Origin of the sequence: Pectobacterium versatile, assembly GCF_020166435.1 — a bacterium.
Lineage (GTDB): Bacteria > Pseudomonadota > Gammaproteobacteria > Enterobacterales > Enterobacteriaceae > Pectobacterium > Pectobacterium versatile.
Genome location: NZ_JAINZP010000022.1, coordinates 14881 through 29613 on the forward strand (window position 1 = coordinate 14881; position 14733 = coordinate 29613).

Annotated in this window: 14 protein-coding genes; 3 read left to right on the forward strand and 11 right to left on the reverse strand. The window is 54.3% G+C overall.

Annotation, left to right across the window (positions count from 1 at the left end; genetic code table 11):
• Nucleotides 1-41 precede the first annotated feature (41 nt).
• On the reverse strand, nt 42-623 hold the full coding sequence (gene lpcA, locus K7X24_RS18280; RefSeq protein ID WP_005975726.1) for a D-sedoheptulose 7-phosphate isomerase: 582 nt from the start codon (nt 621-623) through the stop codon (nt 42-44).
• A 349-nt stretch (nt 624-972) separates the two neighbouring features.
• On the opposite strand from lpcA, the gene fadE reads away from it, so the two are divergent.
• Together fadE and yajD are read left to right on the forward strand one after the other, a co-directional pair.
• Nucleotides 973-3420: an acyl-CoA dehydrogenase FadE gene (fadE, locus tag K7X24_RS18285; RefSeq protein ID WP_224556798.1), complete on the forward strand. Its 2448-nt coding sequence runs from the start codon at nt 973-975 to the stop codon at nt 3418-3420.
• A gap of 98 nt (nt 3421-3518) precedes the next feature.
• Nucleotides 3519-3869 (forward strand): HNH nuclease YajD, encoded by a 351-nt coding sequence (yajD, locus tag K7X24_RS18290; protein ID WP_010282592.1) that lies wholly within the window; start codon nt 3519-3521, stop codon nt 3867-3869.
• A gap of 61 nt (nt 3870-3930) precedes the next feature.
• Here yajD and mtnK read toward each other — a convergent pair whose 3' ends face one another.
• On the reverse strand, nt 3931-5133 hold the full coding sequence (mtnK, locus tag K7X24_RS18295; RefSeq protein ID WP_224556801.1) for an S-methyl-5-thioribose kinase: 1203 nt from the start codon (nt 5131-5133) through the stop codon (nt 3931-3933).
• 152 nt (nt 5134-5285) lie between these two features.
• On the opposite strand from mtnK, the gene mtnA reads away from it, so the two are divergent.
• Nucleotides 5286-6317, forward strand: coding sequence for an S-methyl-5-thioribose-1-phosphate isomerase (mtnA, locus tag K7X24_RS18300; RefSeq protein WP_224556821.1), 1032 nt, complete (start codon nt 5286-5288; stop codon nt 6315-6317).
• Between the two features lie 56 nt (nt 6318-6373).
• Here mtnA and K7X24_RS18305 read toward each other — a convergent pair whose 3' ends face one another.
• From K7X24_RS18305 to tssI, 9 genes are read right to left on the reverse strand one after another with little or no spacing between them, the layout of a single operon-like run.
• Nucleotides 6374-6640 carry a type VI secretion system PAAR protein gene (locus K7X24_RS18305; RefSeq protein WP_224556851.1) on the reverse strand — a complete coding sequence of 89 codons (267 nt, stop codon included), beginning with the start codon at nt 6638-6640 and terminating at the stop codon, nt 6374-6376.
• 58 nt (nt 6641-6698) lie between these two features.
• Nucleotides 6699-8414 (reverse strand): DUF2235 domain-containing protein, encoded by a 1716-nt coding sequence (locus tag K7X24_RS18310; protein ID WP_224556855.1) that lies wholly within the window; start codon nt 8412-8414, stop codon nt 6699-6701.
• Nucleotides 8411-8932: a hypothetical protein gene (locus K7X24_RS18315; protein WP_224556858.1), complete on the reverse strand. Its 522-nt coding sequence runs from the start codon at nt 8930-8932 to the stop codon at nt 8411-8413. The genes K7X24_RS18310 and K7X24_RS18315 overlap by 4 nt, the downstream gene beginning before the upstream one ends.
• Nucleotides 8929-9054 (reverse strand): hypothetical protein, encoded by a 126-nt coding sequence (locus tag K7X24_RS22040; protein WP_261855875.1) that lies wholly within the window; start codon nt 9052-9054, stop codon nt 8929-8931. Before K7X24_RS22040 ends, K7X24_RS18315 begins: the two co-directional genes overlap by 4 nt.
• A 2-nt stretch (nt 9055-9056) precedes the next feature.
• A complete protein-coding gene (locus K7X24_RS18320) occupies nt 9057-9572 on the reverse strand; it encodes a hypothetical protein (protein WP_224556862.1) in 516 nt (171 codons plus the stop codon).
• Nucleotides 9569-11284, reverse strand: a complete 1716-nt coding sequence (locus K7X24_RS18325) for a DUF2235 domain-containing protein (RefSeq protein WP_224556864.1) — start codon at nt 11282-11284, stop codon at nt 9569-9571. Before K7X24_RS18325 ends, K7X24_RS18320 begins: the two co-directional genes overlap by 4 nt.
• Complete coding sequence (locus K7X24_RS18330) at nt 11284-11799, reverse strand: hypothetical protein (RefSeq protein WP_211026367.1); 516 nt, start codon at nt 11797-11799, stop codon at nt 11284-11286. The genes K7X24_RS18325 and K7X24_RS18330 overlap by 1 nt, the downstream gene beginning before the upstream one ends.
• Nucleotides 11796-12521, reverse strand: coding sequence for a DUF4123 domain-containing protein (locus K7X24_RS18335; RefSeq protein WP_224556867.1), 726 nt, complete (start codon nt 12519-12521; stop codon nt 11796-11798). The genes K7X24_RS18330 and K7X24_RS18335 overlap by 4 nt, the downstream gene beginning before the upstream one ends.
• 1 nt (nt 12522) lies before the next feature.
• Nucleotides 12523-14550 carry a type VI secretion system tip protein VgrG gene (gene tssI, locus K7X24_RS18340; protein WP_224556868.1) on the reverse strand — a complete coding sequence of 676 codons (2028 nt, stop codon included), beginning with the start codon at nt 14548-14550 and terminating at the stop codon, nt 12523-12525.
• Nucleotides 14551-14733 lie beyond the last annotated feature (183 nt).

Consider the following 14733-nt stretch of genomic DNA (forward strand, 5'->3'; position numbering starts at 1 on the left):
TTCCTGAAACTCGAACTATTTAGAGTCTATTATTAAGCGGCTTACTGATCCGCCATCTCTTTTTCAATCAGCTGAATCAGGATGTGAATCGCTTTGATATGGATTTCCTGAATACGGTCGGCATAACCGAAGTGCGGAACACGAATTTCCACGTCGGCCGAACCTGCCATTTTACCGCCGTCTTTTCCGGTCAGCGTAATGACCTTCATGCCTTTCGCTTTTGCCGCCGCAATGGCTTTAATAATGTTGCCGGAGTTACCCGAAGTGGAAATCCCCAGCAGCACATCGCCTTCACGCCCCAGCGATTCAACATAGCGAGAGAAAACAAAGTCATAGCCAAAATCGTTGCTGACGCAGGACAGGTGGCTCGGATCGGAAATCGCAATGGCCGGATAGCCCGGACGGTTCTCGCGGTAGCGACCCGTCAACTCTTCAGCAAAGTGCATGGCATCACAGTGTGAACCACCGTTACCGCAGGAGATCACTTTACCGCCCGCTTTAAACGCGTTAGCCAGCAGCACCGCAGCATTTTGAATCGACTGAATGTTCGCATCATCACTCAAGAAATTATTCAGTGTTTCTGCCGCTTCTTTCAGTTCACTACGGATTAAATCCTGATACATGGAATCCTCTCATTTTGTCTGGTGACAACATTCTTTTCTGTTCAGCAGTGTAGCGGATCGTGCCAACAGCGAGAAGCGCGTAATCACGGGATTGAGAGGATCGCTGATGCCCGTCAGAAAACGCACGACTGCCGCTCGGTTTGTGAAGTGAGTTGTAATTATGATGTAAACGAATTGATAAAAATAATCAGATAAACTACAACGAATATAAGCAACAGGTCAGACCTCTTATGACATTGACCTACTACGCCTTATTTCACTGATAACACGGTTCTCGCTTTCTACTGCCACACAACGCTCGGTGGAAAGCTGAAAACCCTCAATTCGATCACAATGCTGGAGACACGTTATGGTTGCTGTCAGTATCCTCCTCCTACTGATTATCATCGGAGCGATGTTTTATCATCGGCTCAGCCTGCTGCTTGGCAGCGCCATCCTGCTGGCCTACTTCGCAGCCATGTCCGCCATGTTGCTGTGGCACGTCTGGCTGATGATCCCGCTCGTGATTCTGCTGATTCCGATTACGGTTCCCTCTCTGCGTCAAAAGCTGGTTTCCGCTTCCGCGCTGCGCATGTTCCAGAAAGTGATGCCGCCGATGTCGAACACGGAGAAAGAAGCGATTGATGCTGGGACAACCTGGTGGGAAGGCGACCTGTTTCGCGGTGCGCCGGACTGGAAAAAGTTGCATAACTATCCACGTCCTCAGTTGACCGCCGAAGAGCAGGCGTTTATCGACGGGCCAGTTGCTGAAGCCTGCCGAATGGCAAACGACTTTGAAATCACCCACGAACGTGCCGATATCCCGCCAGAACTGTGGGAATATTTAAAAGAACACCGCTTCTTTGCCATGATCATCAAGAAGCAGTACGGCGGGCTGGAATTCTCGGCCTATGCACAGGCACAGGTGCTGCAAAAACTGGCGGGCGTTTCCAGCATTGTCGCAATCACCGTCGGCGTGCCTAACTCACTCGGCCCCGGTGAACTGCTGCAACATTACGGTACGGAAGCGCAAAAAGATCACTACCTGCCACGTCTGGCACGCGGTCAGGAAGTCCCCTGTTTTGCGCTGACCAGCCCGGAAGCGGGTTCGGATGCAGGTTCGATTCCCGATACCGGCATTGTCTGCTACGGCAACTGGCACGGCGAACAGGTCGTGGGCATGCGCCTGACCTGGAATAAACGCTATATCACTCTCGCCCCCGTCGCTACCGTGCTGGGGCTGGCCTTTAAGCTGTACGATCCCGACCATCTGTTAGGCGATCAAGACGATGTAGGCATTACCTGTGCGTTGATTCCGACGGACACCGACGGCGTTAAAATCGGCCGCCGCCATTTCCCACTGAACGTGCCGTTCCAGAACGGCCCGACGCAGGGTGAGAATATTTTTGTTCCGCTGGATTACATCATCGGCGGCGCGAAGATGGCGGGTCAGGGCTGGCGTATGCTGATGGAGTGTCTGTCGGTTGGACGCGGTATTACGCTGCCGTCTAACTCTACCGGCGGACTGAAGTCAATTGCCCTCGGCATCGGTGCTTACGCGCACATTCGCCGCCAGTTCAAAATCTCCATCGGTAAGATGGAAGGCATCGAAGAACCGCTGGCACGCATCGCGGGTAACGCTTACGTGATGGACGCCGCCGCGACGCTGATTACCAGCGGCATCATGCAGGGAGAAAAACCGGCGGTGCTCTCCGCTATCGTCAAATATCACTGTACCCACCGCGGTCAGCGCAGCGTGATGGATGCGATGGATATCGCCGGCGGTAAAGGCATCTGTCTTGGCCCGTCCAACTTCCTTGCGCGCAGCTATCAGGGCGCACCGATCGCGATCACCGTTGAAGGGGCGAATATTCTGACGCGCAGTATGATCATCTTCGGGCAAGGTGCCATCCGCTGTCACCCCTATGTGCTGGAAGAGATGGCAGCCGCGCAGGAGAACGACGTATCACGCTTTGACCGTTCGCTGGTTGGTCATATCGGCCACGTCGGCAGCAACAAAGTGCGCAGCTTCTGGCTTGGGTTGACCAACGGCCGCCTGAGCAGTGCACCAGTCAATGACAAAACACGTCGCTACTATCAGCAGCTCAACCGACTCAGCGCGAACCTGGCGCTGCTGGCGGATGTGTCGATGGCGGTATTGGGCGGTAGCCTGAAACGTCGCGAGCGTATCTCCGCGCGTCTCGGGGATATTCTCAGCCAGCTCTATTTAGCTTCCGCGACGCTGAAACGCTATGAGGACGAAGGGCGTCAGAAAGCAGATTTACCGCTGGTGCACTGGGGCGTTCAGGACAGTCTGCATCAAGCCGAGCAGGCGCTGGACGATCTGCTGCGTAACTTCCCGAATCGTGCCGTGGCAGGACTGCTGACCTTTATTATCTTCCCGCTGGGTCTGCGCTGCGCTGCGCCGTCTGACCGCCTCGACCATGAGGTCGCGAAGATTCTGCAAACGCCGTCAGAAACGCGCAGCCGTTTGGGACGCGGCCAATATCTGGTTGCCAGCGAACACAACCCTATTGGGCTGCTGGAAGAGGCACTGCTGGATATCATGGCCGCCGAGCCGATTTACCAACGCCTGTCGAAGGCCAGCGACAAACCGCTGCCGTTCATGCGATTGGATCAGTTGGCAGAACAGGCGCTGATCGAAGGTCAGATTACCGCAGAAGAAGCGGACATTCTGACCAAAGCGGAAGCCAGTCGCTTACGCTCAATCAACGTCGATGACTTTGCATTCGATGCACTGGCCGCCAACAAGCCCGCGCCCGTACCGCAGCCGGAAAGAAAAACCGAAGCAGCATAAACATAAACAGGCCGCCAATATGGCGGCCTGTTCTTTCCTTTAAAGCCACATCAGTTGTAAAATCCACGCCATCTTTCCTTCTGAATGAAACCTGACACATGGCTTACATCCCCAAGAACTATGCCAGACTTGAAAGCGGCTACCGCGAAAAAGCGCTCAAGCTTTTCCCGTGGGTATGTGGTCGCTGTTCACGCGAATTCGTCTATTCCAACCTGCGTGAATTAACCGTTCACCACATCGATCACGATCACAGCAATAACCCAGAAGATGGCAGTAATTGGGAAATGCTGTGCCTCTACTGCCACGACCATGAGCATTCGAAATATACCGATGCGGATATGTACGGTTCGACCGTCGTTGCAGGTGAAGATGCGCAGAAGGATGTCGGGGTTGCCACCCATAATCCTTTCGCGAATTTGCAGGCCATGATGAATAAAGGGAAGAAATAATCGGTTTGCCGCTCCCACCGATTCGTTGGCGGGAGCGGTTATCGCATACGTGATTAACGAGTCAGGCGCCGCTCTGTCGCACACGCGCCAGCAGCGCATCCACATCAGCAATATGCGGAGCCGCCAGCACTAACGTTCTGCCCAGCGAAATAGCATGCCGCTGGCACGCTAAACGCGCTTCCGTCTCCTGAATGCTGTCCAGATCGGCGACGTGCGCCAGCCCAATCGTGCGGCGAATCAATTCGGTGCCACAGTAGCCAACGGCATCCAGCCACACCTGCTGTAAAAACAGCGCGGCATAACCCGATTCCGCCAGCGCAGGATCGCGACTTTCGCTTTCGCTCAATGCCAGAAAACGGGCGGAAAAGGTCTGCCACAGCGTACGGATATCTTCCAGACGTCGTTCGCGTCCAGCCGCCGCCTCGCGCGGTGCTAACAGCCCCGGTAGACCGCAATAATTCAGCAGCAGGTTGCCGACTGCGGTGCCGACATCAAAGCCGATCGGCCCGTAGAAACCGAATTCAGCATCAATCGCTTTTAAGCGCCCTTCTGCCACAAAGATCGATCCACTGTGGATGTCACCGTGCAGCAGCGCCTCCGCTTTGCTCAGGAAGCCATGCTTCAGTCCGGCAACCGCCAGCTTCAGCGCCCGATCGTCACGCAAGGCCAGCACATCCGGCGTCAGCGCAGCGTCAAATTGGTTTCTTTCGTGATCGATATAGGGGTCAGTAAAGAAAAGATCTTCGGTAATCTGACACAGTTCAGGGTTAGTGAACTGGCTTACCGCCGCTTTCTTCTCGTGCGGGTGCTGATAGAAATCAGAGGTATGGAATAACGTCTGCGCCAGATATTTCCCCAGCTGTGCCGCCGCCTGAGGATAATCCGCGCCGTTAACCAGCTCGCTGCGCCAGATACGATGATCGGAGAGATCTTCCTGCACCATCACTGCCAGTTCGGGATCGTGATATAACACGGTCACGGTATGCTGCGGACAAAAACGCGCGTGCGTCAGCAACGTTTCGGCTTCAATGCGTGCGCGGTCAAGCGTCAGCGGCCAGGACTCCCCGACGCAGCGCACGTAGGGCAGCGCCTGTTTAACGATTACCTGACTGACGCCCGCTTCATCTTTAATTTTAAACACCAGATTCAGATTGCCATCGCCGATCTCTTCTGCGGCTACCAGCGTTTGCGGCTGACTGACACCACCGTACTGGCGGGCATATTCAACAGCGTCATCCGCCGTAAAAGTGCGGTAAAGTGACATTCCAACTCCTCGCTATTCTGAAATCAAAACTGTTCTTAAATTAAAACTATTTTTGAAATAAATATATGGACATAAAAACGTTCGGACGTCTATACATCTATTAGGCATCTTGGCAGAATAAGAATATCGATGCAACATGGATTTAACGACCTATGCAGACACTTAACACAACCAGCCTGAAAATTGTTGATAACCAACTGTGGATCCTCGACCAGCAGGCGCTACCGCAAGAAAAACGCTGGAGCCCGTGTCCAGATGTCGCGTCACTGGTTGAGCATATCCAGACGCTACGAGTACGCGGCGCACCGCTAATCGGCCTGTCCGCCAGCCTGCTGCTCGCGCTGCTAGCCGAGAAAGGATTATCGCAGACCGAACTGGCGCAGGCGCTGGAGACGCTGCGAGAATCGCGCCCTACCGCCGTGAACCTAATGAACAATCTGGATCGCATGAAGCTGGCGTTGGCAAAGCCGCAGTTTGTCGATGCGCTGGTGCAGGAAGCCCTGCGCCTGGTAGAAGAAGATCGCGCCCTGTGTGAACGCATTGCCGATCACGGCGCTGCGCTGGTAGAACCCAACAGCCGCTTGCTGACCCACTGCAACACCGGCGGGCTGGCAACGGCAGGCATCGGCACCGCTATCGGCGTGCTGCTGCGCGCACATCAGCAGGGGAAAGTCGCGCAGGTGTGGGTCGATGAAACACGTCCACTTTTGCAGGGCGGACGCCTCACGGCCTGGGAGCTGGGCGAGCTGAGCATCCCTTATCAACTGATTTGTGATTCGATGGCCGCCAGCCTGATGGCGCAGGGTCAGGTCGATGCAATTTGGGTCGGTGCAGACCGCATTGCGGCTAATGGCGACGTCGCCAATAAGATCGGCACTTACAGCCTCGCGGTGCTGGCGCACTATCACCAGATTCCGTTTTACGTCGCGGCACCGCACACCACGCACGATCCCGCGTGCCCAGACGGTCGAGCCATCCCTATCGAACAGCGTGCCGCCGCCGAAGTCACTGGTGTCTCCGGCAGCTTCGGCCACTGCCAGTGGGCACCGCAGAACGCCGCCGTCTACAACCCGGCATTCGACGTCACTCCCGCAGCCTTAATCAGCGGCTGGGTACTCGACACCGGCGTGGTCACGCCACAGGACGTCAAAGAAGGGATATTTCAGAAGGCGTTGAATTTATAACAAACCCAAAAATTTCCAAGAGCCTCAGGATACGCCGCACGGACGCGGCGAAGCCATCACCCAATGGTGACCGTTCCTCCACCAATCAACACGCCACCGCAGCTCACTGCATCACCCGTTCGCGCCGCGGGTTTACCATCAACGAGTACGCTGGATGAACCGCTGCTAATGCTCCGGTCATGGCCGTGAGAAGCCAGCGGATCGCCTTGTCGGGCCAACGGTAGGCCGTCAACCTTAACCGTTGATGAGCCTGAAGCGACGGGCGTAGACGGATGGCTACCGTGCCCCGTGTCGCTATCACCTAATTTAACGGCATTACCCATTTTTAGTCCTTTTAGCTGATTAGTCCCTGTCGCTGAATAGCCAGACTTGTTGCAATACTCATGCTGCGGCCTCGTCATCAGCAGTTAATACCTCTATTCCACGTGGGACGAAGAAATTATTGTTCCTCAACATCGTACCCGCCTGATCGTTCAGCGTAGCGAACTTGAGTTCCTCTGATGCGAAGTCGTGCATAAAATAATTGAAGAAAATATCTGCCTCACGCGGCACTCGCTTAGTTTCATCAAAAAACTTCACCAAATTGGCTCCCTGATACATCTGCCGACGCAGCCCCCTGCTTCTCCGCACATTATCTGCATCGTACTCGACCTGCTTCAGCCAGCCCCACTGCGCGTTGAGTTTATCCCGTTCGCTTCCTGTCGCGTTTTTGAAAAGTATCTTGTAATCATGCAGTTTTTCCCCCAGCCAAACGCAATAGTGGATCATGTGCAGTTCAAACGCTTCCGGGGTCGGGTTCATTTTCCCCACCCATTTGCTGTAAAACTCGCTGTATACCTTCGCCGAGTAGCCCAGACGGCTATCCTGCATGATGAAATATTGGGCTACTCGTGGGTTTTTAGCATCAAGAGTGAGAAAATTGGGGAAAGGCACCTGTGCCCTGCGCGCCGTTTCGAACATCTGTCGCAACGGCACCCGACACAGCTCGGCGCTGGGGCGCTGTTCGTTGGGTAGCAGTCCTCCCGTCACGTCTTCACTGATACCGGGGCAGAGCACTTCACGCCAGCCTGATTTGAGCGGCCCCAGAGGTAACAGAGGACGGGATTCTCGTCGTTCATGTGCCGCTATCAGGTGCAAGGCACTTTTTACCGCGGGATGAAGGGGTTTATCGAATGCAATCACTTTCGCGCCAAAAGCCGTGGTGATCATGCCAACAACAGGGTGCCGGGCAACCAGTCCGGCCCCGTCAGAGACGGTTGCCACGGTATCCCCCATGTCCAGCGAGCTGCGGCGCGTGCAGTCGAACAGCCCAGCAAAAATGACCTCGACTTTACTGTCTTCGTAGCGATACTCGTTCCCTACTTTGGTGCAGACCGACTCCAGTAACTCGTCGATAAAACGCCGAGCCAACGCGGCACCTAGATCGGCACCAAAAACGGAAACCTGGATCAGTTTGATGGGCAGTTGATTTGCTTTTTTGATATCCGCCAGGTTTTTTTTGAACTTGTTTTTGGCCAAATCTACCCGCGCATCGACCCCAGTCATGAGCAATTCAGCCACTATCGGGTTATCACGAATAGGTTCGGCGGCTTCGAGCAGAGCACGGGTCACCGCCGTTTTGGCAGCGGACGCGGCAGCATCGATACCACTCTTCATGGTCCGCAGGTCGTCCAGTTTATTGGAGATCACCTGACTCCAGTCGCCTTTGAAAGCCCCCTTGACCGTATCTACTGCCGTTTCTTTCCCCTGTTCAACCAGCGCATCGGCATAATCCTCTGGCAGCGCCTTCTGCCTAGCGTCCAGAATGCTGTCCAGTCTCTCGGATGGCGTATCGTCAAGGGGGGTAGCTAAACCAGGAATATAAACTTTGGCATACGAATATGAAGAGGTGAGTTCAGCCAAAATTATTTCAGGATGGGCACGAAACAAACGCCCTACATTAGTCAAACGCTGACTCTCTTCATCTACATTGATATTTCGTTTCAGACCATCAAAGAAGAAACCTATCTGTAACGCCAGTGAACAAGTTCCTATCCCCGCCTGATGACGGCTCTCTTCACGCGCAACGCGACACTCTAGATCATCCCAGTCGATCATCGTCCTCTCCTTGTGCGATAAGGGTCAATAACATCATCCATATCAAGGTAGCAACTTCGAACCCAGCGCACTATCGGCTTGTTATCTGGCAAGAACAGTACACAAAAATCATTCTGGCCTTTCTCTCGTTTAGGCATCGGCAATTCTATAGTATGGAGCTCTGGACGATATCCAAGTTCATCATATTGTTTGCGAGTCATCGCCAGTTCCCATTTGATCTTGACAGTATCACCGTTTATTCGATAGGGACCAGCTGTACCGCCGCTGGTATTAAGCCCGTCAAATGCGTCGGTATTCCCCCCCATATTACCGTTGACATAAACGTAGCTAATCGGGCGATTGATCACTGAATGCACGACGATTGACGCCCCGCCATGACGCTCCTGTATCAGGAACGTCCAGCCCAGCAAAAGCACCAGCAGAATACTCGCCACCCACCGCCCCCAGCGCGGCAAGATCTGCCATATCGCCGTGATAAGCCCTGAAATCACCCTCGTTAAACCGTTTGCCGCGCTCATGCTTGTCCCTTTTGTTCTTTCTGGTTCAATGTCCTTATCGCTTTCTGGGTCGCTATCGTGCCCGCCTGATAGCGGCTCTCTTCACGCGCAACGCGACACTCCATATCATCCCAATCAACCATCCTTATTTCCTCGTCCGATAAGTATTAATAACGTCATTCATTCCTACGACTGAGTTATCTGACCAGCGCACCATGACTTTGTTATGAGGTAAAAACAGCACATAGAAATAGTTCTGCCCTTCATTCCTTTTTGGCATAGGCAGAGTGATAGTTTGCTTTTCAGGCTGAATTCCATGTTTTTCTTGTTGCTTTAGAGTAGCGCTCAACAGCCAATCTATCTTGACCGTATCCCCGTCTATCCGATAAGGGCCAGCCATTCCGCCTCCAGCATTAAATCCATCAAAAGCAAAAGTATTACTCCCCATATTTCCATTAACATAGACATAGCTTATAGGGCGTTCGACTACAGATTTGACAACGATTACCGCCCCGCCATGCCGCTCCTGTATCAGGAATGTCCAGCCCAGCCAGAGCGCCAGCAGAATGCTTGCCACCCACCGCCCCCAGCGCGGCAATATCTGCCATATCGCAGTGATCAGCCCCGAGATGGCTCTCGTCAAACCGCTTGCTGCGCTCATACTGTGGCCTTGTCATCAGCAGTTAATACCTCGATTCCACGTGGGACGAAGAAATTATTGTTCCTCAACATCGTACCCGCCTGATCGTTCAGCGTAGCGAACTTGAGTTCCTCTGATGCGAAGTCGTGCATAAAATAATTGAAGAAAATATCCGCCTCATGAGGCACCCGCTTAGTTTCATCAAAAAACTTCACCAAATTGGCTCCCTGATACATCTGCCAACGCAGCCCCCTGCTTCTCAACACGTTCTCCGCATCGCGCCCGACCTGTATCAACCAGCCCCACTGCGCGTTCAGCTTATCCCGCTCACTGCCTGTCGCGTTTTGGCGGAGTATCTTGTAGTCATGCAGTTTTTCCCCCAGCCAAACGCAATAGTGGATCATGTGCAGTTCAAATGCTTCCTGTGTCGGGTTCATTTTCCCCACCCATTTGCTGTAGAACTCACTGTATGCCTTCGCCGAGTAGCCCAGCCGGCTATCCTGCATGATGAAGTAGCTGGAGACTCTACGTGATGTTTTTTGCAAAGTGCGGAAATTGGGAAAAGGCACCTGCGCCCTACGGGCGGTTTCAAACATTTGTCGCAACGGCACCCGGCACAGCTCGGCACTGGGGCGCTGTTCGTTGGGGAGCAGTCCTCCCGTCACGTCTTCACTGATGCCGGGGCAGAGCACCTCACGCCAGCCTGATTTGAGCGGCCCCAAAGGCAACAGAGGACGGTATTCTCGCCGCTCGTGTGCCGCTATCAGGTGCAAGGCGCTTTTTACTGCCGGATGAAGGGGTTTATCAAACGCAATCACTTTCGCACCAAAGGCCGTGGTGATCATGCCAACAACAGGGTGCCGGGCAACCAGTCCGGCCCCATCAGAGACGGTTGCCACGGTATCCCCCATGTCCAGCGAGCTGCGGCGCGTGCAGTCGAACAGGCCAGCAAAAATGACCTCGGCTTTACTGTCTTCGTAGCGATACTCGTTCCCTACTTTGGTGCAGACCGACTCCAATAACTCGTCGATAAAACGCCGGGCCAACGCGGCTCCCAGATCGGCACCGAACACCGAAATCTGGATCAATTTGATGGGCAGTTGATTAATTTTTTTTACATCAGCCACGTTTAGCTTGAATTGGTTCTTTGCTGAATCCACCCGCGCATCGACGCCGGTCATGAGCAACTCAGCCACGATCGGATTATCACGAATAGGTTCGGCAGCTTCGAGCAGAGCACGGGTCGCCGCCTTTTTGGCAGCGGACGCGGCAGCGTCGAGGCCACTCTTCATGGTGCGCAGGTCGTCCAGTTTATTGGAAAGCACCTGACTCCAGTCGCCCTTAAAAGCCCCCTTAACGGTATCAACCGCCGCTTCTTTACCCTGTTCAACCAGCGCATCGGCATAATCCTCTGGCATCGCCTTCTGTCTGGCGTCCATAATGCTATGTAAGCGCTCAGTGGCTGTATCATCAAGCGTGGTACCTAATCCTGGAACGTAGACCGCAGAATAAACATATGACGAACCAATCTCCGACGTTCTTCTTTCTGGATGAGCACGAAACAAGCGCCCTACATTAGTCAGACGCTGGCTATCTTCATCCACATTGATATTTCGCTTCAGACCATCAAAGAAGAAACCTACCTGTAACGCCAGTGAACAAGTGCCTATACCTGCCTGATAACGGCTTTCCTCACGCGCAACGCGACATTCCATATCATCCCAATCCACCATCACAATTTCCTCGTCCGATAAGTGTCTATTACATCCTGCATATCAAGGTGACAGCGATAGGTCCAACGTATCATCGGCTTGTTATCTGGCAAGAACAGTACGCAGAAATCATCTTGTCCCTTCTCACGCTTTGGCATCGGCAAAGTGGTCGTATGTTTTTCGAATTGAAACCCTGCTTTTTCCTGTTCCTCGGTCATATCCAACTCCCAATCAATTTTGACCGTATCCCCAGTTATCCGATAGGGGCCTGCGGTTTTCCCTCCCGCATTCCGTCCGTCAAATGCATCTGTGTTTCCCCCCATATTGCCGTTGACATAGGCATAGCTAATGGGTCGATCCATTACTGACATCACAACCAATGACGCCCCGCCATGCCGATCCTGTATCAGGAACGTCCAGCCTAGCCAGAGCACCAGCAGAATGCTTGCCACCCACCGCCCCCAGCGCGGCAATATCTGCCATATCGCCGTGATTAACCCCGAGATTGCCCTCGTTAAACCGCTTGCCGCACTCATGTTCGTCCCTTTTGTTCTTCTAAAGCCTGACGACCACCTTCCAGATAGGCTAATGCCCACAACCGTCTTTGAGCCTCTATCGCGCCGGCCTGATCGGCTTTTCTTAGCGCCTTGCGAACCATACTCATCCTTTCACAGGCAGGGAAATGCCCACAGCGTTCCCCCCCTTGCCAAAGGGCCAGTACGCGATGTTCATCAGGTGAACCTTGCAACGCCCGATATAACTCAGGTGTCAGTTTCACCGGAACAGGGTCATCTGGGGGGAGTGATAGGCTCAGTTCGCGCCAGTTGCCGTCGCATTCTCGCAACCACCAGCGCTCGATTCCCCCGAAAAGCCCACCGAACCACGGGGCATCGTGTTGATCGACAAGCAGAGGCAGCGCGTGGGGGGTATAGAATCGCAGCAGTTGGCTAAATTGCCCTTCGGGCTCAATCACCCTCACCCCCAAAGCCAACTGCTTTTGCAAGGCGCTAAGAGGTTGGCTGCTCTCAAGCAGGCCAACCACATGCCCTTGCTGAACGAGCGTAGCCAGTAATCTTTCTTCCTCTTGCGGACACTGCCAGAGCCAGGGGCCGAGATTAATCAGTTCAAACAAATCATCATGAAAATAGAGCGGCAAAAATGGCCTTTCACTCAACCGTTCACGCTGTTCGGCGGTGAGGTAAGCCCCTTCCAGTAGTACGATACAGGCACCCCGTTGCCAGATTGATTCGGGTAGCATCTTATTCTCCCAGTATCAATGCATCGCCCTGCGCCATGGCACGCAGCAGACAGGGAACACAGACCGGTTTTTCAAGAGGCGGTATTTTGGGCAATTTGGGTGGAGCAATAATCTCAACGTCTCCCGGTAAGGTGGGCATGTGGCCCGCCCAGCCAGAGCCAAAGCCCGGGCTGCCACCTGAATTCATCTTGATGCTGGGGCCGGCCAGCGTCACACCGCTGGGGTCAATCTTCACGAAGCTGCCACCCACCTTGAGCGTCAGTTCAGCCCCGGCTTCCAGCACTATCTTGTTGCCGGATTTCAGATGAATCTCTTGCCCGGCCTCAACCAGTAATGCCTGACCCAGTTTCTGGTGCATTGAGGCATCAACGTTCAGTGAGTGCTCCCCTTTAACATGGTCACGTTTCTCGTTCTCGACCGTCAGGTGATCGTTAGCTTTAATGCGGGTGACTCGCTCATTATCAATATCCGTATGCGCGTCGTGCCTGATGTGCCAGACAACGTCATTCTCAACGAGCGCGTTGAGATCTTTCTGCCCGTGAATATAAATCTCTTCCTGACCGGCCTGATCCTCAAAGCGCAGCTCGTTGAAGCCTTCTCCCTGATGCGTCTTCGTACGCAGTACGGTACGCGTCTTGTTAGCAGGCAGCGGATAGGGGGACGGATTAGTCGCATGGAAAGTACGTCCGGTGACAATTGGCTGATCCGGATCGCCTTCGAGGAAACTCACTATCACTTCATGGCCGATACGCGGGATGGCGATCATCCCGTACTGGCCGCCTGCCCAGCCTTGGCTGACACGCACCCAGCAGGAGCTCTGGTCATTGCTAACACCGTAGCGATCCCACGGGAATTGCAGTTTTACCCGACCATACTGGTCACAGTAGATTTCTTCCCCCGTCGGGCCGACGACGGTGGCAATTTGCGGGCCGTCCACCCTCGGTTTGTACGGCATAGCTGCACGCCACGTCGTCGTCCCTTTCACCACCGCAAAGCTGTTGCTCATGGTGGTCGGTTCGCCGCCGCTTTCCTCTTCCAGCGCCTGCGGCTGTTGCCCCACGTGCGTCACGCTCACCGTCTGCCACACCGCATTCAGCGTCGCATTCGGGTGCTCCGTCAGGGTGAAGGTATTGCCCGGCATCAGCCCGGCACAGTTGGATTCCCCTTCACTCGTTACCGCCCCTGAGCGCAGCGCATCCAGTCGGTAACCACTGAACGCCTTGCCGCTCGGGTCTTGCTTATAGCGGCCCGGATAGTCGTAATGCTGATAGCTTTCGCGCTGGTGTTCTAGTTCGCCGCTTATCTTCTTGTGCGACAGCCCGTAAGCCGGTGTTTTGAAACTGTAGTCTTTCAGCTCGACATCCGATGTGCTTACCCGCTCCGCGTAGTGGAAGCGCCGGACGTATTCGCCCTCGCTCAGCCCTTGTGTCGCCAGATTGAAAAACAGCTCGGGGCCTTTGGTCAGTGCACCCGCATCGTCAGCAAACACTAATCGATGTTTGCCCTCTTCGTATTCGTGGAAGAAATACATCCCTTCCTCGGCGGCCAGTCGGGTGACAAACGCCAAATCGCTTTCCCGATACTGCACGCAGTATTCCCGCACCGCGTGCTCGTTACGCAGCGCAAAGGCGTAGTCAGTGATACCGGCGTCTTCCAGCAGTGCACCGATAATCGCTTCCGGCTTCTGCGCCTGAAAGATGCGGGCGTTGGTGCGTAATCCCAGCCGCCACAGCGCCGGACGGACTTCCATCTGATAGCGCGTGCGCCGGAATCCGGTGTCGCCCTGCGTGAAGCCACTGACAATCCCGCTGACCCGACGCTTTAGCTCACCCTCATACCAAATCATCAGCTCGCACGGTTGGTCCAGCACCGCGCCGAAATCCACATCCGGCAACGCGCTCGCCAGACTCAGCGACAGGCTGAAAGGCCGGTTCAGCCCTTCATCCAGCCTGAAATCTACCACCGCAAAGGTGCCTGCCTCCAGGGCGCCGACCTTTACGGTGAACTGTAATCCTGTACTGTTTGCCATCGGCTTTCTCCTTATTTTTATGTTTGTACTACTGCCACGGCTACCGCATGCACGCCATTCTGGCTAAACGCCATATGAGCAAAAACGCCACGCAGGTGAAAAGCGCAGAGCATTTAAATCGAGCAGAGATGCAGTGTGTTCACGTCGTGGGAGACAAGAAAATCGCAGGGTTGAAGCGGTATG

Excerpts from the sequence above, each read along its gene's own strand:
- lpcA (WP_005975726.1), bottom strand. The coding sequence starts at position 623 with ATGTATCAGGATTTAATCCGTAGTGAACTGAAAGAAGCGGCAGAAACA.
- K7X24_RS22040 (WP_261855875.1), bottom strand. The coding sequence starts at position 9,054 with ATGGTTGATTGGGATGATATGGAGTGTCGCGTTGCGCGTGAAGAGAGC.
- yajD (WP_010282592.1), top strand. The coding sequence starts at position 3,519 with ATGGCTTACATCCCCAAGAACTATGCCAGACTTGAAAGCGGCTACCGC.
- K7X24_RS18305 (WP_224556851.1), bottom strand. The coding sequence starts at position 6,640 with ATGGGTAATGCCGTTAAATTAGGTGATAGCGACACGGGGCACGGTAGC.
- tssI (WP_224556868.1), bottom strand. The coding sequence starts at position 14,550 with ATGGCAAACAGTACAGGATTACAGTTCACCGTAAAGGTCGGCGCCCTG.
- K7X24_RS18310 (WP_224556855.1), bottom strand. The coding sequence starts at position 8,414 with ATGATCGACTGGGATGATCTAGAGTGTCGCGTTGCGCGTGAAGAGAGC.
- K7X24_RS18335 (WP_224556867.1), bottom strand. The coding sequence starts at position 12,521 with ATGCTACCCGAATCAATCTGGCAACGGGGTGCCTGTATCGTACTACTG.
- K7X24_RS18325 (WP_224556864.1), bottom strand. The coding sequence starts at position 11,284 with ATGGTGGATTGGGATGATATGGAATGTCGCGTTGCGCGTGAGGAAAGC.
- mtnA (WP_224556821.1), top strand. The coding sequence starts at position 5,286 with ATGCAGACACTTAACACAACCAGCCTGAAAATTGTTGATAACCAACTG.
- mtnK (WP_224556801.1), bottom strand. The coding sequence starts at position 5,133 with ATGTCACTTTACCGCACTTTTACGGCGGATGACGCTGTTGAATATGCC.
- K7X24_RS18315 (WP_224556858.1), bottom strand. The coding sequence starts at position 8,932 with ATGAGCGCGGCAAACGGTTTAACGAGGGTGATTTCAGGGCTTATCACG.
- K7X24_RS18320 (WP_224556862.1), bottom strand. The coding sequence starts at position 9,572 with ATGAGCGCAGCAAGCGGTTTGACGAGAGCCATCTCGGGGCTGATCACT.
- fadE (WP_224556798.1), top strand. The coding sequence starts at position 973 with ATGGTTGCTGTCAGTATCCTCCTCCTACTGATTATCATCGGAGCGATG.
- K7X24_RS18330 (WP_211026367.1), bottom strand. The coding sequence starts at position 11,799 with ATGAGTGCGGCAAGCGGTTTAACGAGGGCAATCTCGGGGTTAATCACG.